This is a genomic window from Pseudomonas sp. YY-1, from assembly GCF_002843095.1.
GTDB classification, from domain to species: Bacteria; Pseudomonadota; Gammaproteobacteria; order Pseudomonadales; family Pseudomonadaceae; genus Aquipseudomonas; species Aquipseudomonas sediminis_A.
In genome coordinates this window covers 1-24,745 of sequence record NZ_PJLX01000017.1, presented here as the reverse complement: position 1 = coordinate 24,745, position 24,745 = coordinate 1, and the positions used below count along the sequence as shown (strand labels likewise).

General features: G+C 62.3%; 21 protein-coding genes and 1 tRNA gene. 4 read left to right on the top strand and 18 right to left on the bottom strand.

What is annotated here, in order from left to right; all coding sequences use genetic code 11:
* Positions 1-29 precede the first annotated feature (29 nt).
* The 12 genes from CXP40_RS20405 to leuC all read right to left on the bottom strand — a co-directional run bounded on the left by CXP40_RS20405 (position 30) and on the right by leuC (position 13,690).
* Positions 30-551, bottom strand: coding sequence for a CvpA family protein (locus CXP40_RS20405; protein WP_106735219.1), 522 nt, complete (start codon positions 549-551; stop codon positions 30-32).
* A 95-nt stretch (positions 552-646) separates the two neighbouring features.
* Complete coding sequence (locus tag CXP40_RS20400; protein ID WP_106735218.1) at positions 647-1,264, bottom strand: SPOR domain-containing protein; 618 nt, start codon at positions 1,262-1,264, stop codon at positions 647-649.
* 14 nt (positions 1,265-1,278) lie between these two features.
* The gene (gene folC / locus CXP40_RS20395) at positions 1,279-2,556 is read right to left on the bottom strand and encodes a bifunctional tetrahydrofolate synthase/dihydrofolate synthase (protein ID WP_106735217.1); all 1,278 of its coding nucleotides are present in this window, start codon (positions 2,554-2,556) and stop codon (positions 1,279-1,281) included.
* Complete coding sequence (gene accD / locus CXP40_RS20390; protein WP_099525423.1) at positions 2,553-3,437, bottom strand: acetyl-CoA carboxylase, carboxyltransferase subunit beta; 885 nt, start codon at positions 3,435-3,437, stop codon at positions 2,553-2,555. Before accD ends, folC begins: the two co-directional genes overlap by 4 nt.
* Before the next feature lie 139 nt (positions 3,438-3,576).
* Entirely contained in the window at positions 3,577-4,230 is a 654-nt protein-coding gene (locus tag CXP40_RS20385; RefSeq protein ID WP_106735216.1) for a phosphoribosylanthranilate isomerase, read from the bottom strand.
* A 24-nt stretch (positions 4,231-4,254) separates the two neighbouring features.
* The gene (gene truA, locus CXP40_RS20380) at positions 4,255-5,118 is read right to left on the bottom strand and encodes a tRNA pseudouridine(38-40) synthase TruA (RefSeq protein WP_106735215.1); all 864 of its coding nucleotides are present in this window, start codon (positions 5,116-5,118) and stop codon (positions 4,255-4,257) included.
* Positions 5,119-5,125: 7 nt separating this feature from the next.
* Positions 5,126-7,957, bottom strand: a complete 2,832-nt coding sequence (locus CXP40_RS20375) for a FimV/HubP family polar landmark protein (RefSeq protein WP_106735214.1) — start codon at positions 7,955-7,957, stop codon at positions 5,126-5,128.
* Between the two features lie 155 nt (positions 7,958-8,112).
* Positions 8,113-9,123, bottom strand: a complete 1,011-nt coding sequence (locus CXP40_RS20370; protein WP_106735213.1) for an aspartate-semialdehyde dehydrogenase — start codon at positions 9,121-9,123, stop codon at positions 8,113-8,115.
* A 141-nt stretch (positions 9,124-9,264) separates the two neighbouring features.
* On the bottom strand, positions 9,265-10,377 hold the full coding sequence (gene asd / locus CXP40_RS20365) for an aspartate-semialdehyde dehydrogenase (RefSeq protein ID WP_106735212.1): 1,113 nt from the start codon (positions 10,375-10,377) through the stop codon (positions 9,265-9,267).
* Positions 10,378-10,433: 56 nt separating this feature from the next.
* Positions 10,434-11,516: a 3-isopropylmalate dehydrogenase gene (gene leuB / locus CXP40_RS20360; RefSeq protein WP_106735211.1), complete on the bottom strand. Its 1,083-nt coding sequence runs from the start codon at positions 11,514-11,516 to the stop codon at positions 10,434-10,436.
* Positions 11,517-11,603: 87 nt separating this feature from the next.
* Positions 11,604-12,251, bottom strand: a complete 648-nt coding sequence (gene leuD, locus CXP40_RS20355) for a 3-isopropylmalate dehydratase small subunit (protein ID WP_099525416.1) — start codon at positions 12,249-12,251, stop codon at positions 11,604-11,606.
* Positions 12,252-12,262: 11 nt separating this feature from the next.
* A complete protein-coding gene (leuC, locus tag CXP40_RS20350; protein ID WP_106735210.1) occupies positions 12,263-13,690 on the bottom strand; it encodes a 3-isopropylmalate dehydratase large subunit in 1,428 nt (475 codons plus the stop codon).
* 224 nt (positions 13,691-13,914) lie between these two features.
* Here leuC and CXP40_RS20345 point away from each other — a divergent pair, with 224 nt between their 5' ends.
* Positions 13,915-14,796 (top strand): LysR family transcriptional regulator, encoded by an 882-nt coding sequence (locus CXP40_RS20345; RefSeq protein ID WP_106735281.1) that lies wholly within the window; start codon positions 13,915-13,917, stop codon positions 14,794-14,796.
* Positions 14,797-14,898: 102 nt separating this feature from the next.
* Complete coding sequence (locus tag CXP40_RS20340; protein ID WP_106735209.1) at positions 14,899-18,177, top strand: PAS domain S-box protein; 3,279 nt, start codon at positions 14,899-14,901, stop codon at positions 18,175-18,177.
* A 102-nt stretch (positions 18,178-18,279) separates the two neighbouring features.
* Here the strand turns inward: CXP40_RS20340 and CXP40_RS20335 are convergent, their stop codons facing one another.
* Positions 18,280-18,729: an Hsp20 family protein gene (locus CXP40_RS20335; protein ID WP_106735208.1), complete on the bottom strand. Its 450-nt coding sequence runs from the start codon at positions 18,727-18,729 to the stop codon at positions 18,280-18,282.
* Between the two features lie 270 nt (positions 18,730-18,999).
* Positions 19,000-19,947 (bottom strand): tRNA-dihydrouridine synthase, encoded by a 948-nt coding sequence (locus CXP40_RS20330; protein ID WP_106735207.1) that lies wholly within the window; start codon positions 19,945-19,947, stop codon positions 19,000-19,002.
* Between the two features lie 173 nt (positions 19,948-20,120).
* On the opposite strand from CXP40_RS20330, the gene CXP40_RS20325 reads away from it, so the two are divergent.
* Positions 20,121-20,516 (top strand): hypothetical protein, encoded by a 396-nt coding sequence (locus CXP40_RS20325; protein WP_106735206.1) that lies wholly within the window; start codon positions 20,121-20,123, stop codon positions 20,514-20,516.
* 6 nt (positions 20,517-20,522) lie between these two features.
* Here the strand turns inward: CXP40_RS20325 and CXP40_RS20320 are convergent, their stop codons facing one another.
* Positions 20,523-20,972: a thioesterase family protein gene (locus CXP40_RS20320; protein WP_099525411.1), complete on the bottom strand. Its 450-nt coding sequence runs from the start codon at positions 20,970-20,972 to the stop codon at positions 20,523-20,525.
* Between the two features lie 203 nt (positions 20,973-21,175).
* On the opposite strand from CXP40_RS20320, the gene CXP40_RS20315 reads away from it, so the two are divergent.
* A complete protein-coding gene (locus CXP40_RS20315; RefSeq protein WP_256579517.1) occupies positions 21,176-23,038 on the top strand; it encodes a diguanylate cyclase in 1,863 nt (620 codons plus the stop codon).
* Here CXP40_RS20315 and CXP40_RS20310 read toward each other — a convergent pair.
* From CXP40_RS20310 to CXP40_RS20300, 3 genes are all read right to left on the bottom strand, one after another.
* A complete protein-coding gene (locus CXP40_RS20310) occupies positions 23,008-23,847 on the bottom strand; it encodes an alpha/beta fold hydrolase (RefSeq protein WP_106735204.1) in 840 nt (279 codons plus the stop codon). The genes CXP40_RS20315 and CXP40_RS20310 overlap by 31 nt on opposite strands.
* A gap of 23 nt (positions 23,848-23,870) precedes the next feature.
* Positions 23,871-24,410, bottom strand: a complete 540-nt coding sequence (locus CXP40_RS20305) for a TetR/AcrR family transcriptional regulator (protein ID WP_106735203.1) — start codon at positions 24,408-24,410, stop codon at positions 23,871-23,873.
* A gap of 183 nt (positions 24,411-24,593) precedes the next feature.
* Positions 24,594-24,669: transfer RNA gene (locus CXP40_RS20300), tRNA-Glu, on the bottom strand.
* Positions 24,670-24,745 lie beyond the last annotated feature (76 nt).

Genomic DNA, 24,745 nt, shown 5'->3' with positions numbered 1-24,745 from the left:
GCAGCGGTTACTCCGCAGCGGCCACTCTTTTAAAGCAGATCAGCTGGGTGAGCCGATCTACCGGTAAACCACTGATCGGACCACCCCAGAATCAGGTTCTTCGACCAGTCGGCGACCATCAGAAAATGCGGCACCAGTTGCGACTGTTGCCACCACGTATCCTGCTCCACTGGCGCCAGGCTGATCAGCCCGACCAGCAGTACCACCAACAAACCACCACGCGCGGCGCCGAAAACCATACCGAGAAAACGGTCGGTACCGGACAGGCCTGTCACGCGGATCAGCTCGCCAATGAGGAAATTGACCAAAGCACCCACCAGCAAGGTGGCGATGAAGAGAATGGCACAGGCCGCGATGACCCGCGCAGAAGGCGTTTCGATAAATTCGACGAGATGCTGGGCCAGTGCGCCACCGAACATCCAGGCGACTACACCTGCGATGATCCAGGTCAGCAGCGACAAGGCTTCCTTGACGAAACCGCGCTTGAGACTGATCAAACTAGAAATGGCGATGACGGCGATGATCGTCCAATCGACCCAGGTGAATACCACGGTGCGGCCTACCAGCGGAAAAGGCGGAGCATTTTAGCAGAGCCCGGCACATCGAGTAACCAGGCACTGCAAAGTCCCTTGCTTGCTTAGCCTGCTTAGCCTGCTTCCGGCTGGAAGCGCACGACAAAACCGCTGAGCTTGTGCTGGCGATTGAGCTGGTCACGCAGGCGCTCGGCTTCGGCGCGCTCGATCAACGGACCGACGAACACCCGGTTCATGCCGTCGAAGGCACGGATATAGGCGTTGTAGCCCTGGCTGCGCAGGGTTATCTGCAGATTTTCTGCCCCAGCGCGACTGGACAGACTAGCCAACTGCACCGACCAGCTGATCGGCAGGCTATTGGCGTCCAGGCGCCCTTCCGGCTTGGCGGGAGCAGTGCTTGTCGCTTGCTCGGTCTTGACCGGATCAGGTGTACTCTGCTGCGCAACGGGGGGCGGAGTCGGCTTGGGCTGCTCGGGCACCTCGACGACCTGAGGCTCCACCGCTTCGACGGGAACCGGTTCCTGCGGCAACTCTTCGGGCTCAACGACCTCGGCAGGCTCTACGATGATCTCGGCCGTAGCCGGCGCTTGCGGCATCGCCGGCGCATCCACCACCACGCGACGCATCTCATCTTCGCGCGACAGCAGCATCGGCAGGAAAATCACCGCCAGTGCCACCAGCACCAGAGCACCAACCATGCGCTGCTTGAGCCCACTGTCCAGCATTGCCATCCCCAATCCCCTTATCAAGCCGGGCGGGCCAGCCAATCCAGGGCCTCGGCCACGCAGAAAAACGATCCGAACAACAGTATCTCGTCACCCTCTGCCGCCTGCTCGCACTGCGCATCGAGCGCGGCACGCACATCCGGGTATTGCGCCACCAGCATGCCCTGCCCCCGCAGGTGCTCAGCCAGGTCATCGGCAGAGCGTGAACGCGGCGTATCCAGCGGCGCCACGGCCCAGCCAGCAACCAGACTCAGAAGCGGCGCCACCACGCCAGGCAAGTCCTTGTCGGCCAACAAACCGAACACCGCCCAGCGTTTTCCATTCAGCGGGCGACTCTCCAGGCGCTGCGCCAGATAATCAGCCGCATGAGGATTATGCCCAACATCGAGCAACAGTGTGAGTGACTTGCCTCGCCAATCCAGCGCGCGACGATCCAGACGCCCGGTTACCCGCGTGGCGAGCAGGGCCTGAACGATCTGCTGGTGATTCCACGGCAGCGGCAGAAGCGCATAGGCCTGCAACGCCAGCGCCGCGTTTTCCATTGGCAGATCGAGAAGAGGCAGGTGTTCGAGTCGCAGTACCTGGCCTTTGACGTCAAGGCCATACCAGGACCAGCCCTGCGCCTGCACACTGAGGTCGTAGTCGCGACCACGCAGGAACAACGGCGTGTCCAGGGTCACCGCCTGTTCCAGCAAGGGCTGCGGCGGGTCGAGATCACCGCACAACGCGGGCATACCAGCGCGCATGATCCCGGCCTTTTCGAAGGCGACCGACTCGCGGGTATCGCCCAGCCAGTCAGCGTGATCCAGACCAATGCTGGTGATCAGAGCCAGATCGGCATCGACCAGATTCACCGCATCCAGGCGCCCACCGAGACCGACCTCAAGCACCACGGCATCCAGCTGAGCACGCTCGAACAACCAGAAAGCGGCCAGCGTGCCCATCTCGAAATAGGTCAGGGAGATCTCGCCGCGCGCGGCTTCGACCGCCGCAAAAGCCTGGCATAACTCGTCGTCGCTGGCTTCTCGCCCCTGCACAAGCACACGCTCGTTGTAACGCAGCAGGTGCGGTGAACTATAGACACCGACGCGCTGCCCCTGAGCTGCGAGCAGACTGGCGAGAAAGGCACAGGTAGAACCCTTACCATTGGTGCCCGTGACGGTAACCACCAATGGCGCTGGCTTGCCCAGACCGAGCCGCTGCGCTACCTCGCGCGAGCGCTCCAGACCCATGTCGATGGCCGACGGATGCAACTGCTCGAGGTAGGCGAGCCACTCGCCCAGGCTACGTTCGGTCATGCAGTGGCCGGCAGAGAAACCGGAGATGGGCGATTCATCATTTGCGCAAGCAGACGCGCCAGGCGTGGACGCAGTTCGTCGCGCGAAATGATCATGTCGATGGCGCCATGTTCGATGAGAAACTCGCTACGCTGGAAGCCTTCCGGCAATTTCTCGCGTACGGTCTGCTCGATCACGCGTGGACCGGCGAAACCGATCAGCGCTTTCGGCTCGGCCACGATGACGTCACCAAGCATCGCCAAACTGGCGGAGACGCCGCCATAGACCGGATCGGTCAGTACGGAGATGAACGGCAGGCCCTCTTCACGCAAGCGCGCCAGAGCCGCCGAGGTCTTGGCCATCTGCATCAGCGAGATCAGCGCTTCCTGCATGCGCGCACCACCGGAAGCAGAGAAGCACACCAGCGGGCAGCGTTTTTCCAGTGCGACATTTGCCGCCTGAACGAAACGCTCGCCGACGATGGCACCCATCGACCCGCCCATGAAGGAGAACTCGAACGCGCAAACGGCGATCGGCATGCCTTCGAGGGTGCCGCTCATGGAGATCAGTGCATCCTTCTCGCCAGTCTGCTTCTGCGCACCGGCCAGACGGTCCTTGTACTTCTTGCTGTCGCGGAATTTCAGGCGATCGACCGGTTCCAGATCAGCACCGATCTCCTCGCGGCCTTCGGCATCGAGGAAAATGTCGATGCGTGCGCGAGCACCGATACGCATGTGGTGATTGCACTTGGGGCAGACATCGAGTGTCTTTTCCAGCTCGGGACGGTAGAGCACGGCATCACAGGACGGACATTTGTGCCACAGGCCCTCGGGCACAGAGCTCTTCTTCACCTCGGAACGCATGATCGAGGGAATGAGTTTGTCTACCAACCAGTTGCTCATGCTGTCATTTCTCCATAACCGTTGGTTCGGATGAACGCCTCATCGTGAAACGCCCATCTCCAGCAATTCTTTTCTGCCGCACCCAGCGCCCGTCGAAACGAGCCCATGGCGGCGTGACAGGCTAATTGACGGCCCTGCCTCAATTGCCGTCACATCGAGCATCACGCACCGCCTGTACGAATGCGTGAATCTTGCCTGCATCCTTTATGCCTTTACTGGCCTCGACCCCACCACTGACATCCACGGCGTAGGGGCGAACCTGGCGAATGGCCTCTGCAACATTGCCCGCATCGAGGCCGCCGGCCAGGATGATTGGCTTGGCAGCATTTTCCGGCACCAGCGACCAATCGAACGAAGCCCCCGTACCACCTGGCACGCCCTCGACGAAGGTATCCAACAGAATACCCCGCGCACCACTGTAGGGCGCCATGGCTGCAGCCACGTCCTCACCAGGGCGGACCCGCAGCGCCTTGATGTAGGGGCGACCATGGCCCTCACAGTCAGCCGGCGATTCATCACCATGAAACTGCAGCAGATCCAGCGGCAGGCGCTGCAGCAACTGCTGCAGTTGGTCGCGCGGCATGTCGACGAACAGCCCGACAGTGGTCACGAACGGCGGTAACGCCTGCACGATAGCTGCGGCCTGCTCGACACCGACTGCTCGCGGGCTTTTCCCGTAGAACACCAGGCCGATGGCATCGGCTCCGGCCGCTACCGCCGCCAGAGCATCCTCGATGCGGGTGATACCACAAATCTTGCTGCGCACGACCGTCACGTTCATACCTCTCGCCATCCGGGCTCGGATGGTAACAAAGGGTTATGGCTGTCGCACGTCCGGCAGACCGGAGAGAAAATGCGGCCCGAGATAGCGTTGCGGCAATTCGAACTCATCCGGGTAATCGACCTGTATCAGATATAAGCCGTAGGGATGCGCTGTCACTCCCCCGCTATGTCGATCGCCGCGCTCGAGTACCTCGCGCGCCCACTCTGGAGGTCGTTCGCCAGCACCAATGGTCATCAACACACCAGCAATGTTTCGCACCATATGGTGCAGAAAAGCATTGGCGCGGATATCCAGCACGATGAAGCGGCCATGCTCGATCAGTTGCAGGTGATGCACTGTCTTGATTGGTGATTTGGCCTGACAACGCATCGCCCGGAAGGCGCTGAAATCATGCGTCCCGACCAGCGCCCGAGCGGCCTCACGCATGCGTACGACATCCAGCGGCCGATGGTTCCAGGTAACTTCCTCGGCCATGTGCGCCGGGCGGATCGGATCGTTGTAGATCACGTACCGGTAGCGCCGCGCCATGGCCGAGAAGCGCGCATGAAAGTGTGCCGGCATCACCTTCGCCCAGGTCACGCTGATGTCATTGGGCAGGTTCATGTTGGCGCCCATGATCCAGGCATGCAGCGAGCGCTCGACAGTGGTGTCGAAGTGCACCACCTGGCCACTGGAATGCACAGAGGCATCGGTACGCCCTGCGCACAGAATGCTGACTGGGGCACCACCAGCGACCTTGGACAAGGCCGTTTCCAGGTGTTCCTGGATCGTCGGAACCTTGGGCCCCTGGCGTTGAAAACCACGATAGCGCGCGCCCTTGTATTCGAGGCCCAGGGCGATTCTGAAAAAGCCAGCGGCCGCCATTTCGGCGGCCGCTACAGGTACTGCGTCAGACATGTATCAATCAAACCATCTTGGCAATCATCTCGCGAGCTTCTTGCTGCTGAGCATCACTGCCTTCGGCAATTACTTCATCAAGAATGTCGCGCGCACCTTCGGTGTCGCCCATATCGATGTAAGCCCGAGCCAGATCCAGCTTGGTCGCGGTCTCATCGGTCCCGGACAGGAAGTCGAAGTCATCATCGCCATCCAGATCGCTGGACAGGCTACTGGCCGGTGCCAGCGGAGCTGCTTGTGGCTCCTCGAAATCAGTCGACAGCTGATCCAGCTCGGCGGTTACCTCGTCCAGCTGCGCGGCGAAGCTATCGGGAGCAACAGTCGGCTGAGCCGGCGTTTCGTCTTCGAGCGAGAGATCGAAGTCAGCCGGCAGATCAAGCTCACCAGATGACTTATCGTCAGCCAGATCGAGACTCAGATCGGACAGGTCATCGGCCGGCTGGCTCAGCGGCGCGTCGTCATCGAGGCTCAGCAGGAAATCGTCAGCTTCGTCGCTGGCAGCCGGAGCCGGCTCATCCAGGTCCAGACTGAAGGCGGACAGATCGTCGGCCGGCTGGGACAGTTCGACCTTGTCATCATCCAGGGCCAGATCGAAGCTCAGATCGTCATCAGCAGAAGCAGCCGGTGCGACGGGCTCATCGACCAGACCGAAGTCCAGATCATCGTCCAGCGACAACGGCGCTTGCTCAGCCTGGGCGGACTGAACATCACTCTCCAGATCAGCTTCCAGGTCGTCGAGGCTCAGGTCGAAAGCATCATCCAGATCGCCACCAGTGGCGGTAGGCGCCTCTGCAGCCGGCTCATCCAGGCTGAGGTCATCCAGGCTGAATTCGCCCATGTCGTCATCGGCGGAGGCAGCCGCAGCCACCGCACCAGCTCCTGCAAAGGCAGCGATCGCCGGATACTTGGACTTCAGCTGCTCGGCTTCTGCATTAACACCGCCAATCTCGCGCAGCTCGTTATCCTGACGGGCAAAGCCTTCGCGGTCACCCAGCTCGGCGTAGACCTCCATCAGTTTCAGACGCAGATCAGCACGATGCGGCTCGTCGTTGATCGCGTTTTGCAGCAGCTCGGCCGCCTGGTTGAAGCGCCCGTATGCAATGTAGATATCTGCTTCACCCAGTGCGTCGCCGGTCTGCGCCGTCACGCGTTCCTCGCCAGCGGCTTGGGCTGCTTGGACAGGCTCGTCGTCGAGACCTGCGAAGCTGTCTTCAGGCATGTCCAGATCGGAGGCGAACGCCTGATCCTGGGACAGTTCGTCAGCCAGTTCATCTTGCAGCTCGGACTCTTTCTGAGCGTTGCGGCGCGACAGCGCCATGAGGCCAACCAACAGGAGCAGAAGCGCACCACCACCCGCCAGGCCCAGCGTCATCGGGTTGGCCATCAGGTCATCAATGAAGCTCTGCGGGGCTGGGGCTGGGGCTGGAGCCGGTGCAGGCGCTTCAGGCTTGGCTGCTTCGACAGGTTTGGCCGGGGCGGCCGGCTCAACGGCAGCAGCCGGCTCAGTGGCCGGCTGTTCGGTTGCGGCTGCGCTGTCCTCGACAGGCGCAGCCGGTTCCTCGGAATAGTTGTAGTCAGGCGCCGCCTCCTCAGGCGGCGTAGTCGGCGGCGTTGCCGCTTCCGCAGCAGGCGGCGCGGCTTCAGGCGCCGCTGCCGGAGTTTCCGCAGGCGGCTCTTGCACTGCATCAGGGGCAGGCGCTGCGGGCTCTGCCGACAGTTCAGCCTGCAACTTGGCCAGTTGACTGTCCTTCAACTCCATCAAACGCTGCAGCTTGTCCAACTGACTTTGCAGATCACCTACACGGCTCTGCAGTTCGGCGTTCTCACGGCGGGTCGAATCAAGACTTTCCTGGGTCACTGCCAGTTTGTCGGCCAATGCCTTGCTACCAGCCGAACCCGTATCGCTACCGCGAGTGGACTGACCTGCTTCCGCAGCAACCAGCTTCAGGCTGTCGCTCGCCTCTGCAGTCGCAGGTGCGGCGCCAGCAGTGGTACGGCGAGTGGCATCCAGTTGACGCGAGGCTACAGCGCGACCCTCACGCCAGGCGGCATTCTGCTCGGCGACCTGGGCGACCGCTTCGGCATTGCTGCGACTGCGAATCTGCTGTTCGTCCGGCAGGCGCAGCACCTGGCCGCTCTTCATGCGGTTGATGTTGCCGCCGATGAAGGCATCAGGGTTCAGATCCTGGATGGCCAGCATGGTCTGGTTGACCGAAGAGCCACCACCGACGCTCTGGGCGATTTCCCAGAGCGTATCGTTGGCAGTGGTTCTGTATTCGTTACCGGCAATGGCGCGCGACGCCGGCGCCGGCGCAGCGGGACGCGGGGCCGGAGCGGGTGCAGCGCTGCGTGGTGCAGGAGCAGGAGCCGCGGACGGGCGCGGTGCAGGCGCGGCGATGGGCAGTTGCGGCGCAGCAGCTACGGTAGTTTGCGGAGAGTAAAGCGGCGGATCGAGCAGCAGCGTGTACTCACGCAGCAACCGACCATTCGGCCAAAGCACTTCCACCAGGAAGTTGAGGTAGGGCTCACGCACCACCTTGCTCGAGGTGACGCGAATCACGCTCTTGCCGTTGGGCTTCAATACGGGAGTGAATTTGAGATCAGTCAGGAAGTACTGGCGGTCGACACCAGCCTTGACGAACTCTTCAGGGGACGCGAGATTCGGAATCACCTCATTGGAGGCAAGATCGCGCACCTCCAACAGTTCGATTTCCGCTACCAACGGCTGATTCAGCGAGGATTGCAGGGTAACTTCACCCAACCCCAGCGCATGCGCCATACCGGAAGACAGCGCGGAAGCGGCTGCGATTGCCAGCACCAGTTTGCGAACCCGAACCATAGCGTTATCCCTTGTTTTATCTTTTTTCTCGGCATGCGAGAGGGTCTTGAGAACTGCTGCCTGCCTCCGCTCTACGAGCGGCTCCCCATTCAGCAATCAACTCAGCCAGTATTGCCAAGCTAGAAAGATTCTTCAAATTTCTAGGTAAGTATCTTTTACAGATAGTGTTTTATCAATAACTCAGCTATCTGCACAGCATTTAGGGCGGCGCCTTTTCTTACATTATCAGACGCAATCCACAAATTGAGTTGCCGTGGATCGTCCACGCCACGACGGACGCGCCCCACATAGACCTGATCCTGCCCCACCGCATCGCCCACTGCCGTCGGGTAGTCGCCTGCTTCAACCAACTCGATGCCTTGCGCCACCTCTAGCGACTGCTGCACGGCATTGATATCGATATCCGAATCAGCATACACGCCCAGCGCAAGACTATCGCCAAAGAACACTGGCACCAAGGCGCAGGTCGCGGCCACCGGAAGCCCAGGCAGACTCAACAATTGCTGAATCTCGGCGGCCAGACGCTTCTCCAGTTGAGCATGCCCCTGGTCATCCACTTCGCCAACCTGGGCCAGCAGGTTGAACGCGATCTGTCGATCCACCGTCTTGGGCTCCAGCGGGCGAGCGTTGAGCAGCTCAGCGGTCTGCCGCGCCAACTCCTGCACACCGCTACGCCCCAGGGTGGAGATCGACAGCATCGCAGTCACCTGCAGCTGCTGCGGTTGCAGTACAGGCTTCAGCGCCGCCAGCACCAGCGCGCAGGCAACCGCAGAAGGCGTCGCTGCACTGACGCACCAAGGCCGGGTCAATGTTGGCAGGCCCGCGGCGCCAAGTTCAGGTAATACGCATGGCGCTTGCGCAAGCGGCAAAGCGGCGCTCAGGTCTACGATCGAGCAACCGGCGGCAACCACGCGCTCACGATGGGTGCGCGTCACTTCAGGCCCCGCGGCAAAGAACGCCAGTTGCACCTGAGTGAAATCGAAGGCATCGAGCGATCTGACCCGCACCTGCCGACCACGGAAAGACAGACTCTGCCCAGCCGATTCACTGCTGGCCAGCAGATGCAGGTCCTTCACCGGGAACTCACGCTCTTCGAGCAATTCGACCAGCGCTTCGCCGACGTTGCTGGTGGCGCCGATCACGGCGATATTGATGGACTGACTCATGAGCTGACCTAAGACGCAGAGGGAGCGGCACTGTAACTGCGCCCCATCGCCCAGGCAATCGACTTGCTCAGCCCTGAAAAGACAAAGCCCCTCTGCCGAAACAGAAGGGCTTTGTTTGACTCCGGATTTCCCGCCGGGCGCTTAGCGCTCCAGGAGGATCCGCAGCATGCGACGCAGCGGCTCAGCAGCGCCCCACAGCAACTGGTCACCCACAGTGAACGCGCCCAGGAACTGCGAACCCATGTTGAGTTTACGCAGACGTCCGACCGGAACGCTGAGGGTGCCGGTCACGGCAGTCGGGCCGAGGTCACGGATGGAATCTTCGCGGTGGTTCGGCACCAGCTTGACCCAGGGATTGTGCTGGCTGATCAGGCCTTCGATGTCAGCCATCGGCACATCCTTGTTCAGCTTGATGGTCAGCGCCTGGCTGTGGCAGCGCATGGCGCCGATGCGCACGCAAATGCCATCTACCGGGATCGGGTTCTTGAAGCGACCGAGAATCTTGTTGGTCTCGGCCTGAGCCTTCCACTCTTCACGGCTCTGCCCGTTCGGCAGTTCCTTGTCGATGTAGGGGATCAGGCTGCCAGCCAGCGGCACGCCGAAGTTGTCGACCGGGAAGCCTTCGCCACGCATGGCCTCGGCGACCTTGCGGTCGATGTCGAGAATGGCGCTGGCCGGATCAGCCAGATCATCGGCGACAGCGCCATTGATCGCGCCCATCTGCTTGATCAGCTCGCGCATGTTCTGCGCGCCAGCACCGGAGGCGGCCTGGTAGGTCATGGCACTCATCCACTCCACCAGACCAGCCTCGTACAGACCGCCGAGCGCCATCAGCATCAGGCTGACGGTGCAGTTGCCGCCGATGTAGTTCTTGGTGCCGGCGTCCAGCGCCTGGTCGATCACCTTGCGGTTGACCGGATCGAGCACGATCACCGACTCATCATCCATGCGCAGACTGGAGGCTGCATCGATCCAGTAGCCCTGCCAGCCGGCTTCACGCAGCTTGGGGAAGACTTCACTGGTGTAGTCGCCGCCCTGGCAGGTCAGGATCACGTCCAGGCCCTTGAGGTCGTCAATGCTGTAGGCATCTTTCAGCGCGGCGATGTCCTTGCCAATGGCAGGGCCTTGGCCACCGACATTGGAAGTGGTGAAGAACACCGGCTCGATCAGGTCGAAGTCCCGCTCTTCCAGCATGCGCTGCATGAGCACGGAACCGACCATGCCACGCCAACCGATCAGACCTACACGTTTCATAACGACTACACCTATATAAACAGCCCGCCGGAACCACCCCGGCGGGGCTGGGAAGATTACAGACTACGCAGCGCTTCGACTACTGCATCACCCATCGCAGCGGTACCGACCTTGGTCTTGCCCTCGGACCAGATATCACCGGTGCGCAGGCCCTGATCCAGCACCAGGCTCACTGCTTTCTCGATGGCATCGGCAGCTGCGACCTGGCCGAAGCTGTAACGCAGCATCATGGACACCGAGAGAATGGTGGCCAGCGGGTTGGCGATGCCCTTGCCGGCGATGTCCGGCGCGGAGCCATGGCACGGCTCGTACATGCCCTTGTTGTTGGCGTCCAAGGATGCCGACGGCAGCATGCCAATGGAACCGGTCAGCATCGAAGCTTCGTCAGACAAAATGTCACCAAACATGTTGTCGGTGACCATCACGTCGAATTGCTTGGGCGCACGCACCAGTTGCATCGCGGCGTTGTCGACGTACATGTGGCTCAGTTCGACGTCCGGGTAGTCCTTGGCCACTTCCTCGACCACGGCGCGCCACAGCTGGCTGGACGCCAGGACGTTGGCCTTGTCCACCGAGCACAGTTTCTTGCCGCGTACGCGCGCCATGTCGAAACCGACCTTGGCGATACGACGGATTTCGCTCTCGCTGTACGGCAGCGTGTCGTAGGCCATGCGCTCGCCGTTTTCCAGCACCTTGCTCTCGCGCGGCTGACCGAAGTAGATGCCGCCGGTCAGCTCACGCACGATGAGGATATCCAGACCAGCGACCACTTCCGGCTTGAGGCTGGAAGCCTCGGCCAGTTGCGGATAAAGGATGGCCGGACGCAGGTTGCCGAACAGGCCCAGTTGCGAACGGATCTTCAGCAGGCCGCGCTCCGGGCGGATGGCCGGGTCGATGGTGTCCCACTTCGGCCCGCCAACGGCGCCGAGCAGCACGGCATCGGCGGCCTTGGCGCGCGCCAGGGTCTCGTCGGCCAGCGGCACGCCATAACGGTCGATAGCAGCGCCACCCAGATCATCGAAACTCAGCTCGAAACCCAGGGCGTACTTGTCGTTGGCCAGGTTCAGCACCTTGACCGCCTCGGCCATGATTTCCGGGCCAATACCATCACCTGGGAGAACCAGAATCTGCTTGCTCATCGCATCCTCTTCGAACCGTCGGGTGCGCCGTGCGCACCACTTAAATAGTCTTAAATCAGGCGCGCACAGCGCACCCTATCGAACGCCTTACTTGATCGCGCCGAACAGCCAGGGGCTGCTCTGCTGATAACCGACCTCGAACGCCTTGATCGCTTCCTGATCCTGCAGAGTCAGACCGATGTCGTCCAGGCCATTGAGCAGGCAGTGCTTGCGGAAGGCGTCGACTTCGAAGCTGTACTGCACGCCATCGGGACGGGTCACGGTCTGCGCTTCGAGGTCGACGGTCAGTTGATACCCTTCGGTGGCCTCGGCCTGCTCGAACAGCGCATCGACCTCTTCATCCTTGAGGATGATCGGCAGCAGACCGTTCTTGAAGCTGTTGTTGAAGAAGATGTCAGCGAAGCTCGGCGCGATCACGGTGCGGAAACCGTACTCGTCCAGCGCCCAGGGTGCGTGCTCACGCGAAGAGCCGCAGCCGAAGTTCTCGCGAGCCAGCAGCACACTGGCGCCCTGGTAACGCGGGAAGTTGAGCACGAAATCCTTGTTGACCGGGCGCTTGGAGTTGTCCTGATTCGGCTGACCGACATCCAGGTAACGCCACTCGTCGAACAGGTTGGGGCCGAAGCCGGTGCGCTTGATCGACTTCAGGAACTGCTTGGGAATGATCTGGTCGGTGTCGACGTTGGCGCGATCGAGCGGGCAGACCAGGCCGGTGTGTTGGGTGAAAGCTTTCATGTGCGGTCTCCTCAGGCCTGGATCAATTCACGAACGTCGATAAAGCGGCCGGTCACTGCGGCAGCGGCAGCCATGGCCGGGCTGACCAGGTGGGTACGACCACCAGCGCCCTGACGGCCTTCGAAGTTACGGTTGGAGGTGGAGGCACAATGCTCGCCGCTGCCCAGTTTGTCCGGGTTCATCGCCAGGCACATGGAGCAGCCCGGCTCGCGCCATTCGAAACCGGCTTCGATGAAGATCTTGTCCAGGCCTTCCGCCTCGGCTTGCGCCTTGACCAGACCGGAGCCCGGCACCACCAGCGCCTGTTTGACGGTGGCGGCGACCTTGCGGCCCTTGGCTACCTCTGCAGCGGCGCGCAGGTCTTCGATGCGCGAGTTGGTGCAGGAGCCGATGAATACGCGGTCCAGCTGGATATCGGTGATCGGCTGATTGGCAGCCAGGCCCATGTACTTCAGCGCACGGGTGATCGAATCCTTCTTCACCGGGTCGGCTTCGACGGCCGGGTCCGGCACGTTCTGGTCGACGGCCAGCACCATTTCCGGCGAAGTACCCCAGCTGACCTGCGGCTTGATGTCTTCGGCTTTCAGCTCGACCACGGTGTCGAACACCGCATCGGCGTCGGACACCAGGTTCTGCCACTGCGCCACGGCCTTGTCCCAGTCGCTGCCCTTGGGCGCGAACGGACGATCCTTGACGTAGGCAATGGTCTTCTCGTCCACCGCCACCAGGCCGACACGAGCACCGGCTTCGATGGACATGTTGCAGATGGTCATGCGCCCTTCCAGCGACAGATCACGGATCGCGCTACCGGCGAATTCCAGCGCATGGCCGTTACCGCCAGCGGTGCCGATCTTGCCGATCACGGCCAGCACGATGTCCTTGGCAGTGACGCCGAACGGCAATTTGCCTTCAACGCGCACCTGCATATTCTTCATCTTCTTGGCCACCAGGCACTGGGTCGCGAGCACGTGCTCGACTTCCGAGGTACCGATGCCGTGGGCCAGTGCACCGAAGGCGCCATGGGTCGAGGTGTGCGAGTCGCCGCAGACCACGGTCATGCCCGGCAAGGTAGCGCCCTGCTCCGGGCCGACCACGTGGACGATGCCCTGACGCACGTCGTTCATCTTGAATTCGAGGATGCCGAAGTCATCGCAGTTCTCGTCCAGGGTCTGTACCTGGATACGCGAGACCTCGTCGGCGATGGCTTCGAGGCCACCCTGACGCTCGGCCTTGGTGGTCGGCACGTTGTGATCCGGCGTGGCGATGTTGGCGTCGATGCGCCACGGCTTGCGCCCGGCCAGGCGCAGACCTTCAAAGGCCTGCGGCGAGGTCACTTCATGGAGGATGTGACGATCGATGTAGATCAACGAGGAACCGTCATCGCGACGTTTCACTTCGTGCATTTCCCAAAGCTTGTCGTAGAGCGTCTTGCCAGTCATCAGCCTTACCTCATCAGCGCCTTTTGAGCACATCCGGAAACTGCCTGCGTTATCACCGCCCGGCGTCAGAAGTGCACCTTTCTATGCCTGGGCGAAAATGGCCCTTCGGCTTATGGGGAGAATGCTATGGCCAGGCACGAAATAACTCAAATTCATATTTTTTATTCAAAGGATTCCGTAGAGGAATGTATGCTCAGGGCATCATTATTTACCCGGAGCGCTCCATGGATCTGGCCAACCTCAACGCCTTCATCGCCATCGCCGAGACGGGCAGTTTTTCCGAAGCAGGCGAGCGCCTGCACCTGACACAACCCGCCGTGAGCAAACGCATCGCCGGCCTGGAACAACAGTTGGGCGTACGCCTGTTCGACCGCCTCGGCCGCGAGATTGGCCTGACCCAGGCCGGCCGCGCTCTGCTGCCGCGCGCCTACCAGATTCTCAACGTGCTGGACGATACCCGTCGCGCGCTAACCAACCTGTCCGGTGAAGTCAGCGGCCGTCTTACCCTGGCCACCAGCCACCACATCGGCTTGCATCGCCTGCCCGCCCTGCTACGCGCCTTCACTCGCGCCCACCCGCAGGTGGCGCTGGACATCCAGTTCCTGGATTCGGAAGTGGCCTATGAAGAAGTGCTGCATGGTCGCGCCGAACTGGCAGTGATCACCCTCGCTCCGGAAACCCGCGAGCCGATCCGCGCCGTACCGGTGTGGGACGACCCACTGGACTTCGTCGCCGCGCCGGAACACCCCTTGGCGCGCAGCCAGGCGATCAACCTGGCCGACGTTGCACAGCACCCTGCCGTTTTCCCCGGCGGCAACACTTTCACTCATCACATCGTGCAGCGCCTGTTCGAGGCTCAGGGCCTGACGCCCAATATCGCCATGAGCACCAATTACCTGGAGACCATCAAGATGATGGTCTCCATTGGCCTGGCCTGGAGCGTGCTGCCGCGCACCATGCTCGACGAGCAGGTCGCGCGCCTGCCGATACCGGGCATCCAGTTGACCCGCCAGTTAGGCTACATCCTGCATACCGAGCGCACCCTGTCGAATGCCGCACGGGCATTCATGGATCTGCTCGACAGCCAGCGCGATGATCTTGCATAGGCATCCGAACTGAGACTAACGTGGCGACATAACGACAAAAACATATCTACATGCCTTTAACGCCCGCCCCGCGCATCGCGCACTCCAGAGGAAGGTACGGCCATGGCCAGATCGACTGACCAGACCCCGCCCCTGCCACATATACCGGCGATGGATCCCGCCGAATTCGAGCAAACCTGGCAAGACGCGCCGCGTTTGCTTGCCGCGCTGAACGGCGCCCATCTCGGCACCTGGTATTGGGACATTCGCAGTGGCCAGGTCAACTGGTCGCGCGGCGCCCAGGCCCTGTTCGGCCTCGACCCCAATCGCCCGGTAACGCGCGAGCTGCATTACATCGAACTGATCCCTGAAGAGGAGCGCGCCGAGGTCTTGGCGAAATTCAACGCCATCCTCAAAGGCGAGCAGATCGCCAATGCCTTGCGCCATCGTATCCGCTGGCCGGACGGCAGCCTGCACTGGCTGGAGATTACCGGCAGCCTGCAGTACGAGGCCGACGGCCGCCCGCGCATGTTCGGAGTGATCCGCGACATCAGCGCCCAGCAAGAGCGCGCCGAGGCCCTGCGTGCGTCCGAGGAGCGCTTCGCCAGCCTGTTCCGTCTGAGTCCCGACATCATGATGCTGGTGCGCTACGACGACAGCGCGATCATCGAGATCAACCAGCACTTCACCCAAGCCTTCGGCTGGACGGCCAGCGAAATTCTCGGCCGCCACACCCACGACCTGAACCTCTGGGTCCACGCCAGCCAGCGCGATCAGCTGCGCCAGCAGGCCCCGCAAAGCCGGGAACCGGTGATCCAGGAAGTCCAGCTGCGCACACGCAGCAGTGCGATTCTCGACGGTGTTCTATCGAGCCAGTACATCGAGTTGCAGGGCGAACGCCTGATGCTCTGCACCTTCCTCGATACCAGCGAACGCAAGCGCGCAGAAAATGCACTGCGCGCCAGCGAGGAAAAGTTCGCCAAGGCCTTCATGCACACCCCCGATGCGGTGGCCATCACCGACCGGGCCAGCGGCCGCTTCATCGAGGTCAACCCGAGTTTCGAGCAGCAATTTGGTTGGCGCAGCGCCGAAGCCGTAGGCCACACCTCACTGGAGCTAGGCATATGGGCGGACCCCAGCGACCGTCAACGTATGCTCGACGCGGTACAAGCCGGGCGCCTGAACAACCTGGAGGTACGGCTGTTCAGCCGCGACGGTAGCGTCACCAGCAACTTGCTGTTCGGCGGCGAAATCGAGCTGAACGGCACCACTTGCCTGGTCCTCACCGTGCGCAACATCACCGAGCAACGCGCGCAGGAGCAGGCGCTCAGCGAAAGCAAGCAACGCTTGCGCCTGGCGCTGGACTCGGCCGACCTGGGCACCTGGGACTGGCACATTCCCAGCAGTCGACTGTTCGCCAGCGCCCGAGCATCGCAACTGCAGGGCCTGGAGTCACGACCGTTCGAAGGCGCCTTCCTCGACTTCTTCCGCCAGGTGCCGATGGAAGATCGACACAGCCTGCGCCAGAGTTACCAGCGCCTGGTCGAGGAGCGCCGCAGTCACTATCAGGTCACTTATCGCATACAGCTGGACAATGGCGGCCTGCGTTTTCTCGAAAGCACCGCCAAGCTGCAGCTCGACGATGCCGGTCAACCACAACGCATGGTCGGTACCTTGGTCGACATCAGCGAGCGGCTGCTGCGCGAGCAGCGCCTGCAAGCCTCGGAAGAGAAGTTTGCCAAGGCCTTCCACTCCAGCCCGGACGCCATCACCATCACCGAACGTGACAGCGGGCGCTATATCGAGGTCAACGAAGGCTTCACCCGCATCACCGGCTATCTGCCGGATGAAGTAGTCGGTCGCACGGCCTTCGAGCTGGACATCTGGGCCTACCCCGAAGAGCGCGTGCGCATGATCGAGCACCTGACCCAGCACGGCCAGGTGCTGCATATGGAAATGCATGGCCGCCACCGCGACGGCGAATTACGCCTGGTCGACGTGTCCGTGCAACCCATCGAGCTCAATGGTGTACCCTGCCTGCTGCTCACCGCGCGCGACATCAGTGAACTGAAGCAGGCCCAGGCGCAGGTCCAGCACCTGGCCTATCACGATGCGCTGACCAATCTGCCCAACCGCGCCCTGCTGATGGATCGCCTCACTCAGCAGATCGCCCTGCTCAAGCGCCATGAACTGCGCGGCGCCCTGCTGTTTCTCGACCTCGACCACTTCAAGCACATCAACGACTCGCTCGGCCATCCCGTCGGCGACTCGGTACTGCGTCTGATCACCGCGCGTCTGGAAGCCAGCGTGCGTCTGGAGGACACCGTGGCCCGCCTCGGCGGCGACGAATTCGTGGTGCTGCTCTCCGGTCTGGAGGGCAAGCGCTCGGAGGTCACCCGCCACGTTCGCCAGGTCGCCGACAAGCTGCGCCAGCTACTGGCCGAACCGATGCTGCTGGACGGCCACCGCCTACAGGTGACCCCGAGCATCGGCGTCGCCCTGATTCCCGATCACGGCAATACCCCGGCGGATCTGCTAAAACGCGCCGATATCGCCCTCTATCGCGCCAAGGACTCCGGGCGTAACGCCATCCAGCTGTTTCGTACCACTATGGAGGATGCTGCCAGTGCTCGCCTGCGCCTGGAGAATGATCTGCGCCTGGCGCTGGCTCGCGGCGAATTCGAACTGCACTTCCAACCCCAGGTCGACGCCCGTGACGGTAAGGTAGTCGGCGCCGAAGCCCTGCTGCGCTGGCAGCATCCGCAATTGGGGCCGCAATCGCCGGCACACTTCATCCAGGTACTGGAAGAAAGCGGATTGATCGTCGAAGTCGGTGGCTGGGTGTTGGCCGAGGCCTGCCATTTCTGCGCCCAACTGCTGGCTGACGGCCTGGTCGACAGCGAGCGTTTCAGCCTGTGCGTCAACATCAGCCCCCGCCAGTTCCGCCAGCACGACTTCGTCGAGCGCGTAGCCAACTGCCTGCGCGACAGCCAGCTGCCCAACGCCATGCTCAAGCTGGAGATCACCGAAGGCATCGTCATTCAGAATATCGATGACACGGTCGGCAAGATGTTGCGCCTGAAAAAGCACGGCGTCAGCTTCGCCATGGACGACTTCGGCACGGGTTACAGCTCGCTGACCTATCTCAAGCGCCTGCCGGTGGACATGCTGAAGATCGATCAGTCCTTCGTGCGTGACGCCACCCACGATCCCAACGATGCCGAGATCATCCGCGCCATCGTCGCCATGGCCCGCAGCCTGGGCCTGGCACTGATCGCCGAAGGCGTCGAACAGCAGGACCAGCTCGACTTCCTGCAAGCGCAAGGCTGCCACCTCTACCAGGGTTATCTGTTCAGCAAGCCGCTACCGCAGGAAGTCTTCTGCGAACTGCTGGGAAGGTAGCAGCCGTAACCTGGTAGCGCCCTCGGGGCGCACGGCACACCCTACCTGTCGCTTGAAACGAAGAAGGCGCCCCATGGGGCGCCTTCTTGATCAGCTAGCAGCTCAGTTTTCCAGCGCCGGACGCTGGCGGCCGATAGGAATGCGCTTGGCCTTGGCTTCTTCCGGCACGATACGCTCCAGCTCAACATGAAGCAGACCATTGACCAGGTTGGCGCCCTTGACCTCGATATGGTCAGCCAGGCGGAAGGACAGTTTGAAGGCACGCTGAGCGATACCCTGATGCAGGTAGCTGACGCTCTCGGCGCTGCGATCACGCTTGTTGCCAACCACGGTCAGCACGCCCCGCTCGACCTGCAACTCCAGGTCGTCATCCTCGAAGCCGGCAGCCGCGACCACGATGCGGTAGTGGTCCTCGCCATGCTTCTCGACGTTGTAGGGCGGGTAAGAGCTGCCAGCGTCATTGCTGCGCAGGGCAGATTCGAAAAGATCATTGAAACGGTCGAAACCGACGGACTGGCGGAACAGAGGGGCCAGGGACAGTACGTTGCTCATGAGTAATCTCCTGAAGATTTCAGCAAGTGTCATATCGCGGAACCCGACTTCGGCATCCCGCAGTCACTTATCTGAGGCCTGTCAGAGGAATTTCAAGGCATACCGTGGGAAGTGCTGTAGGAGCGAGCTCTGCTCGCGAAAATGCGTTCGCGAGCAGAGCTCGCTCCTACGGTGTTTGTTCAATCAACCTCTGGGGACGCCAAGCGAACCAGAGTTCAAATTCGCAGCCTGGCGCCCACTTCCCGTGAATTGCATCCAGACTAATAGACTTCAATCGGTCGACATAAGCAGCCGGTCGATACGCTCGCAATCCTGCTCGCGGCGAACGTCAGCGAACAGCGCAACAGCCTCTGGATAGGTGCGCGTGAGCATCGCCAGCCATTGCTTCAGGCGCCCTGGCGCATAACGCGGCGCCAGCTTGCGGCGCGCCTGTTGCCAGAAGTCGAGCAGCAGTGGCTGCAGTTCGGCCCAGCTCATCTCTTCAGGCTCCTCGCCGGCCCTGACGGCAGCGATCTGCCGCGCCAGCCCTGGTCGAGAAACCAGGCCTCGCCCCAGCATGATGTCATCCACGCCGCTGATTTCGCGGCAGCGGCGCCAGTCGTCCAGCGTCCACACCTCGCCATTGGCGAACACCGGCACGCCGACCACCTCCTGCACACGCGCCACCCACTCCCAGTGCGCCGGCGGCTTGTAGCCCTCGACCTTGGTGCGCGCATGCACGACGATCTGGCTCGCTCCGCCTTCGGCCAGCGCCCGCGCACAGTCCAACGCGCCCTCCTTGCCTTCGAAGCCCAGGCGCATCTTCGCCGTGACCGGAATCTCGGCCGGCACCGTGCGCCGCACTTCGCGGACGATGGCATGCAACAGTTCCGGCTCCTTGAGCAGCACCGCGCCGCCACGCGACTTGTTCACCGTCTTGGCCGGGCAACCGAAATTGAGGTCGATCACCGGCGCGCCGAGCGTGCAGGCGAAGGCGGCGTTGTCCGCCAGGCACTGCGGATCGGACCCCAGAAACTGCACGCGCATAGGTGTGCCGGCCTGAGTGCGCGAGCCATTGAACAACTCGGGCGCCAGCTTGTGATAGGTGGCAGCCGGCAACAGCCGTTCGCTGACGCGAATGAACTCGGTGACACACCAGTCGATGCCGCCGATGCGGGTCAGCACGTCGCGCAGAATCTCGTCGACCAGCCCCTCCATGGGCGCCAGGGCGATTTGCATGTGGTTGTCCGGAAAAATGGGGCGCACAGTTTAGGGGCTGCATGAAAAGCCGTCGAGCGACGCTCAGACAAGGCGAAAGACGATGCTCAAACCGCACTCAGCAGGGCCACAGGTGTCGTATCTACGGCATCAGATAGGCCACACTGACATTCCACCCAACAGAGAGGCTCGCCATGCGTTATCTCGCACTGATCGCTCTGGGCATCTGCTGCTGGGCCGCACAGGCTGATGAAGCGATGCCCAGCGGCATCGTCCCCATGCCGGCAGACCCGGTTGCCGATGCGCCCACGCGCCTGATCTTCAGCCGTGACAACAACGCGCCGAATGCCTGCGATGTGGAGCTCTACGTCAATCAGCAGGTGGTGGCGAAACTCGGCCCCGGCGACCACACCAGCCTGGACCTGCCCAGCGGCGAGCTGAGCGGCGCCGTGGCCATGTCGCCAGATGGCTACTGCGCCGGTCGCGGGCCGGATGTCGCGCAATCGGTACTGCTGCTGCCCGGTGAAACCCGCCAGTTCGCCGTCATGGTCGAACCGGAACAGGTATTTCTCGCACCAGTGATCGACTGAGCGGTCTTACAGTTCAAGCGGATAAGGCGGCGTCAGCGCCTTGCCATAGCCCTCGACGAACTCCGCCGGCATGCGCTTGGGGCGCCCACTGGACAGTTCGATGCAGACGAAGGTGGTCTTGGCGCGCAGCAAGGTAACGCCATCCTCTGGACGCACCAGCTGGAAACGTCGATCCATCTTCAGGCGCTGATCGGATTCGACGATCCAGGTCGCCATCTGCAGATGCTGCCCTTCGTAGGCGCTGGCGAGGTAGTCAATCTCATGACGCACCACAGCCATGGCGCGATCCAAGCGGCGGTATTCAACCAGGTCCAGCCCAAGGAACTGCGAGTGCCGCCAGGCGCAACGCTCCAGCCAACTGACGTACACCGCGTTGTTGGCATGACCGAGGCCGTCGATGTCGTCTGCGCTCACTTCGATATCGATGACGAAGGGGTCGGGCAACTCCCAGTTCATGACTCTACCTCCAGGTATGCAGCCTGCATGCGGCAAGCCGGGTGATCCGATTCCAGAATGCGGCTGCCTGCTTCCTCGGCGGCCAGTCGATCAGGTGCCGCATGATACGCCGCACGGCCTCTCCGTGCAGCGCCGAGCTTTCATCGTGCCATCATCGCGCGCCATAATGCAGCGCACTCGCACGAGAGCCCGAGAACGAGCAATTGACTGCCACCCTGCGCCTATTGATGCTTCTGCTGCTGCCAGCACTGACCTGGGCGCAAAGCCTGCCGCTGCCGATTGGTCAGACGCAGACATTGCCCGGGCCTTACATGGCGCTCTGGGAAGACCCGGATGGCCGTGCCGACATCACCGATGTGCGTGCACTGCCCGACTCCGCCTGGCAAGCAGTGGAGCGGCGCGATGCCAGCTTCGGCTACAGCGGCAGCACCTACTGGCTACGCCTGGACTTACACAACCCGCACAGCCGCTCGCTGGGCTGGGTGCTGCTGATCGGCAATCCACTGCTGGATCAACTGGACGCCTACGGCCTGGATGGCAAACGCATCTACCGCGCAGGCGACCAGCGCCCCTTCGACTGGCGCTGGGTCGAGCACCGCCAACTGGTACTGCCTCTGCACGTAGCGTCTGGCGAACGCCAGCGCATTTGGCTGCGCATGCAAACCGACGGCTCGGCCAACCTCAGCGCCAGTCTGATGACCCGCGATGCCTTCGACCATCAGGAACAGCGTAGCCTGTTGCTGCAGGGCCTGTTCTTCGGCGCCCTGATGGCAATGCTGATCTACAGCCTGAGCATTTTCTGCATCACCCACGACCGCAACTACCTCTGGTACAGCCTGTTCGTCGCCAGCTTCAGTCTCTACCAGCTCATCCAGCTCGGCTTCGCCCTGCAATGGTTGTGGCCCAACGCGCTGGCCTGGCATCAACTGAGCTTCCCGCTCAGCTCCGCCCTGGCGACATTGTTCGGCATTCAATTCACCTACGGCGTGCTGGATCTGGACAAGGCCGCCAGACCTTATCGCTGGGTCGCCAATACGCTCAAGGCCTGCGCCTGGTTGGTGCTGGGCATGGCGCTGTTTGGCCCGTATGCACCCGCCCTGATCGGCAGCTTCGTGCTGGTGACCGCCTGCGCACTGGCCGCCTTCGTCATTACCCTGCTGCGCTGGCGCGGCGGTTACGCAGCCGCGCGCCTGTTCGCCCTGGGCTGGTTCGTGCTGATCGCCGCCAGCCTTGCCAGCATCCTCACCGGCACCGGACTGCTGCCCTACTCGCTGCTGACCCTACATGCCCAGCAGATTGGCGGCCTGATCGAGATGACGGTGTTCTCCATCGCCCTGGCCTCGCGCATCCGCCAGGTGCAGCAAGCCGAACGCCAGGCCCAAGCCAAGTTGATCGACCAGGAGCGCCGCCTGCGCAGCGAGCAGGCCAAACACCTGGAACTACAGACGCAGATCAGCGACAGCCTGGAGCAGCGTGTACAGGAACGCACCGCGACCTTGCAGGACACCCTGCAGCAGTTGTCCAACGCCAACCTGCGCCTGGCCGAACTGAACCGACGCGACGGGCTTACCGGCCTGTTCAACCGCCAGACTCTCAGCGAAGAACTGGCGCGCGCCTGCGCCCGCGCCGTGCGCAGCCGACAGTCACTGGCAGTCCTGATGCTGGATCTGGATCACTTCAAGCAGGTCAATGATCGCTACGGCCACCTGGCAGGCGATGCCTGCCTGCGTCATGCGGCCCAGCGCATTCAGCAACGCCTGCGCAGCAGCGATCTGCTGGCACGCTTCGGCGGCGAAGAGTTCGCCGCCCTGCTCGACAACACGGATCTGACCGGCGCACTCGACCTGGCCGAGCAATTGCGCGAAGACCTCGCGCAGAACCCCTGCCTCTACCAACAGCAGTCGATAGCGCTGAGCCTGAGCATCGGCCTGCACGTCGGAGTACCGAGTGACCCCGGCTGCGGTGAGCAATGGCTGGAACTGGCAGACCGTGCCCTGTATCGCGCCAAGGCAAGCGGTCGTAACCGCGTGGTCAGTTACGAAGCCAACGCCTTCAACGACGCCTGAGGCACTTGCTCCAGCAGCTTGAGCACGGCCTGCATAAGCAACGGATCACTCAACAGGCGCTGATGCCCACCCGCAGGTAGACGCAGCAGCTGACTGTCGAACCAGGCCTTGTGGATCAGATCGGCTTCGCCCACCGGCACCACCGGATCGTCCTCGGCATGCACGATCAGGCCCGGCAGTTCCAGCTGATAACGCTGCACATCGAGATGCGCAGCCGGGATACCGGCAGTCTTTTCCACCTGCCGCACGAAATGCGCACGCGCTTCGGCAGGCAACCCCATGAACCGGGCAAAGCCACGCAACAGACCGAGAATCCGACTCGGCGCAGCGATGGTCACCAGGGTCTCGCTGCGCAAGCCCATTTGCGTGGCCAGCAGCGCGCTGGCGCCGCCCATCGAGTGGCCGATCACGGCGCGTAGCGACGGCAGCTCACTGGCCGCCTCGAGCAACGCACGTGCGAACAACACCACATTGGCCTCACGCCCCGGCGATCGACCATGGGCGGGCGCATCCAGTGCGATGACGCCATAGCCTGCGTCGACCAGACCGCGGATCAACAACGCAAACTGGGTTGGCCGCCCTTCCCAGCCATGCATCAGCAGCACGGTCGGCCCACTCCCCCAGCGCAGCGCCGACAAGCCAAAGCGCAGGGTGATGCGCTCGGCACTGGCCAGCAGCGGCAACTCCCAGTCTCGCGGCGGTTGCGTGCGTGGCGTCATGAAGCGCTCACGCAAACGGCTGGCGATCAGTTGCGGGGCGACTCTGCCCAGCGTTGCGTTGACACCTCGTACCCAGGTCATCTGGTTCATCACCCTCTCCTTTTCGCTCGATTTCAGACAACTGCTGCCTTGGCAGCACGCAACACCCGGTCGGACAACTCGCCTGGCCCCAAGGCCCGCGCCAGTGCCAGACCACCGATCATCAGCGCCAGGTCGGCCAGCGCTACATCCGCCTCCTCCGGCGCGGCGCTCATATGCGCCACCATCAACTCGGTGCGCTCGGCCAGGGCCTGACGAAAGCCCTCTGGCAAACGCGATATTTCCGCCAGCGAACTTGGCAGCGGGCAGCGCTCGTCAGCATCGTCGCGATGTCGGCGCGACAGATAGAACGCCGCCAGCAACACCCGACGCTCCCGGCCCTTCAGGCGCTGATCGATCTCTACAACGCGCCCGCGCCTGACAGCGAGCAGCTGGCGAAAGGCTTCGAGCATCAATGCGTCCTTGCTGGCGAAATGCGCATAGAAACCGCCCACCGTCAGCCCGGCTGCCGCCATCACTTCGGCCACAGCCGGGTCGCCTGGCCCACGCTCGGCGAGTTCACGGCCAGCTGCGGCGATGATGCGTTGACGGGTTTCACGCTTGCGCTCAATCATGGCCTTATCCTTTATATGACGAATGCAATATTACGATCATCATATTAATTTGCAAGCCACCAGCACGACCATTGGTCCGCCCTGCGGAAGCGCAGGTCGAGCACCGGATTTAAGGAGACGAAAACAAAAAGGGGCCACCTCTGAAGAGGTGGCCCCTGGGTTCCGCAAATGCGGCAAGAAAAATGGCGTCCCCTAGGGGACTCGAACCCCTGTTACCGCCGTGAAAGGGCGGTGTCCTAGGCCACTAGACGAAGGGGACGAAACCTTCGAACGACAAGGCCAGCGCTAGGCTGGCCTTGTGTGTGATTGGTGGAGCTAAACGGGATCGAACCGTT

What these genes read in the sequence shown, in the direction of transcription:
- accD (WP_099525423.1), bottom strand. Translation starts at nt 3,437, where the DNA reads ATGAGCAACTGGTTGGTAGACAAACTCATTCCCTCGATCATGCGTTCC.
- asd (WP_106735212.1), bottom strand. Translation starts at nt 10,377, where the DNA reads ATGAAACGTGTAGGTCTGATCGGTTGGCGTGGCATGGTCGGTTCCGTG.
- CXP40_RS20335 (WP_106735208.1), bottom strand. Translation starts at nt 18,729, where the DNA reads ATGAGCAACGTACTGTCCCTGGCCCCTCTGTTCCGCCAGTCCGTCGGT.
- leuB (WP_106735211.1), bottom strand. Translation starts at nt 11,516, where the DNA reads ATGAGCAAGCAGATTCTGGTTCTCCCAGGTGATGGTATTGGCCCGGAA.
- CXP40_RS20305 (WP_106735203.1), bottom strand. Translation starts at nt 24,410, where the DNA reads ATGATTGAGCGCAAGCGTGAAACCCGTCAACGCATCATCGCCGCAGCT.
- CXP40_RS20320 (WP_099525411.1), bottom strand. Translation starts at nt 20,972, where the DNA reads ATGAACTGGGAGTTGCCCGACCCCTTCGTCATCGATATCGAAGTGAGC.
- folC (WP_106735217.1), bottom strand. Translation starts at nt 2,556, where the DNA reads ATGACCGAACGTAGCCTGGGCGAGTGGCTCGCCTACCTCGAGCAGTTG.
- CXP40_RS20400 (WP_106735218.1), bottom strand. Translation starts at nt 1,264, where the DNA reads ATGGCAATGCTGGACAGTGGGCTCAAGCAGCGCATGGTTGGTGCTCTG.
- truA (WP_106735215.1), bottom strand. Translation starts at nt 5,118, where the DNA reads ATGTCTGACGCAGTACCTGTAGCGGCCGCCGAAATGGCGGCCGCTGGC.
- CXP40_RS20345 (WP_106735281.1), top strand. Translation starts at nt 13,915, where the DNA reads ATGGATCTGGCCAACCTCAACGCCTTCATCGCCATCGCCGAGACGGGC.
- CXP40_RS20370 (WP_106735213.1), bottom strand. Translation starts at nt 9,123, where the DNA reads ATGAGTCAGTCCATCAATATCGCCGTGATCGGCGCCACCAGCAACGTC.
- CXP40_RS20330 (WP_106735207.1), bottom strand. Translation starts at nt 19,947, where the DNA reads ATGCAAATCGCCCTGGCGCCCATGGAGGGGCTGGTCGACGAGATTCTG.
- CXP40_RS20325 (WP_106735206.1), top strand. Translation starts at nt 20,121, where the DNA reads ATGCGTTATCTCGCACTGATCGCTCTGGGCATCTGCTGCTGGGCCGCA.
- leuD (WP_099525416.1), bottom strand. Translation starts at nt 12,251, where the DNA reads ATGAAAGCTTTCACCCAACACACCGGCCTGGTCTGCCCGCTCGATCGC.
- leuC (WP_106735210.1), bottom strand. Translation starts at nt 13,690, where the DNA reads ATGACTGGCAAGACGCTCTACGACAAGCTTTGGGAAATGCACGAAGTG.
- CXP40_RS20340 (WP_106735209.1), top strand. Translation starts at nt 14,899, where the DNA reads ATGGCCAGATCGACTGACCAGACCCCGCCCCTGCCACATATACCGGCG.
- CXP40_RS20375 (WP_106735214.1), bottom strand. Translation starts at nt 7,957, where the DNA reads ATGGTTCGGGTTCGCAAACTGGTGCTGGCAATCGCAGCCGCTTCCGCG.
- CXP40_RS20310 (WP_106735204.1), bottom strand. Translation starts at nt 23,847, where the DNA reads ATGAACCAGATGACCTGGGTACGAGGTGTCAACGCAACGCTGGGCAGA.
- CXP40_RS20385 (WP_106735216.1), bottom strand. Translation starts at nt 4,230, where the DNA reads ATGGCGAGAGGTATGAACGTGACGGTCGTGCGCAGCAAGATTTGTGGT.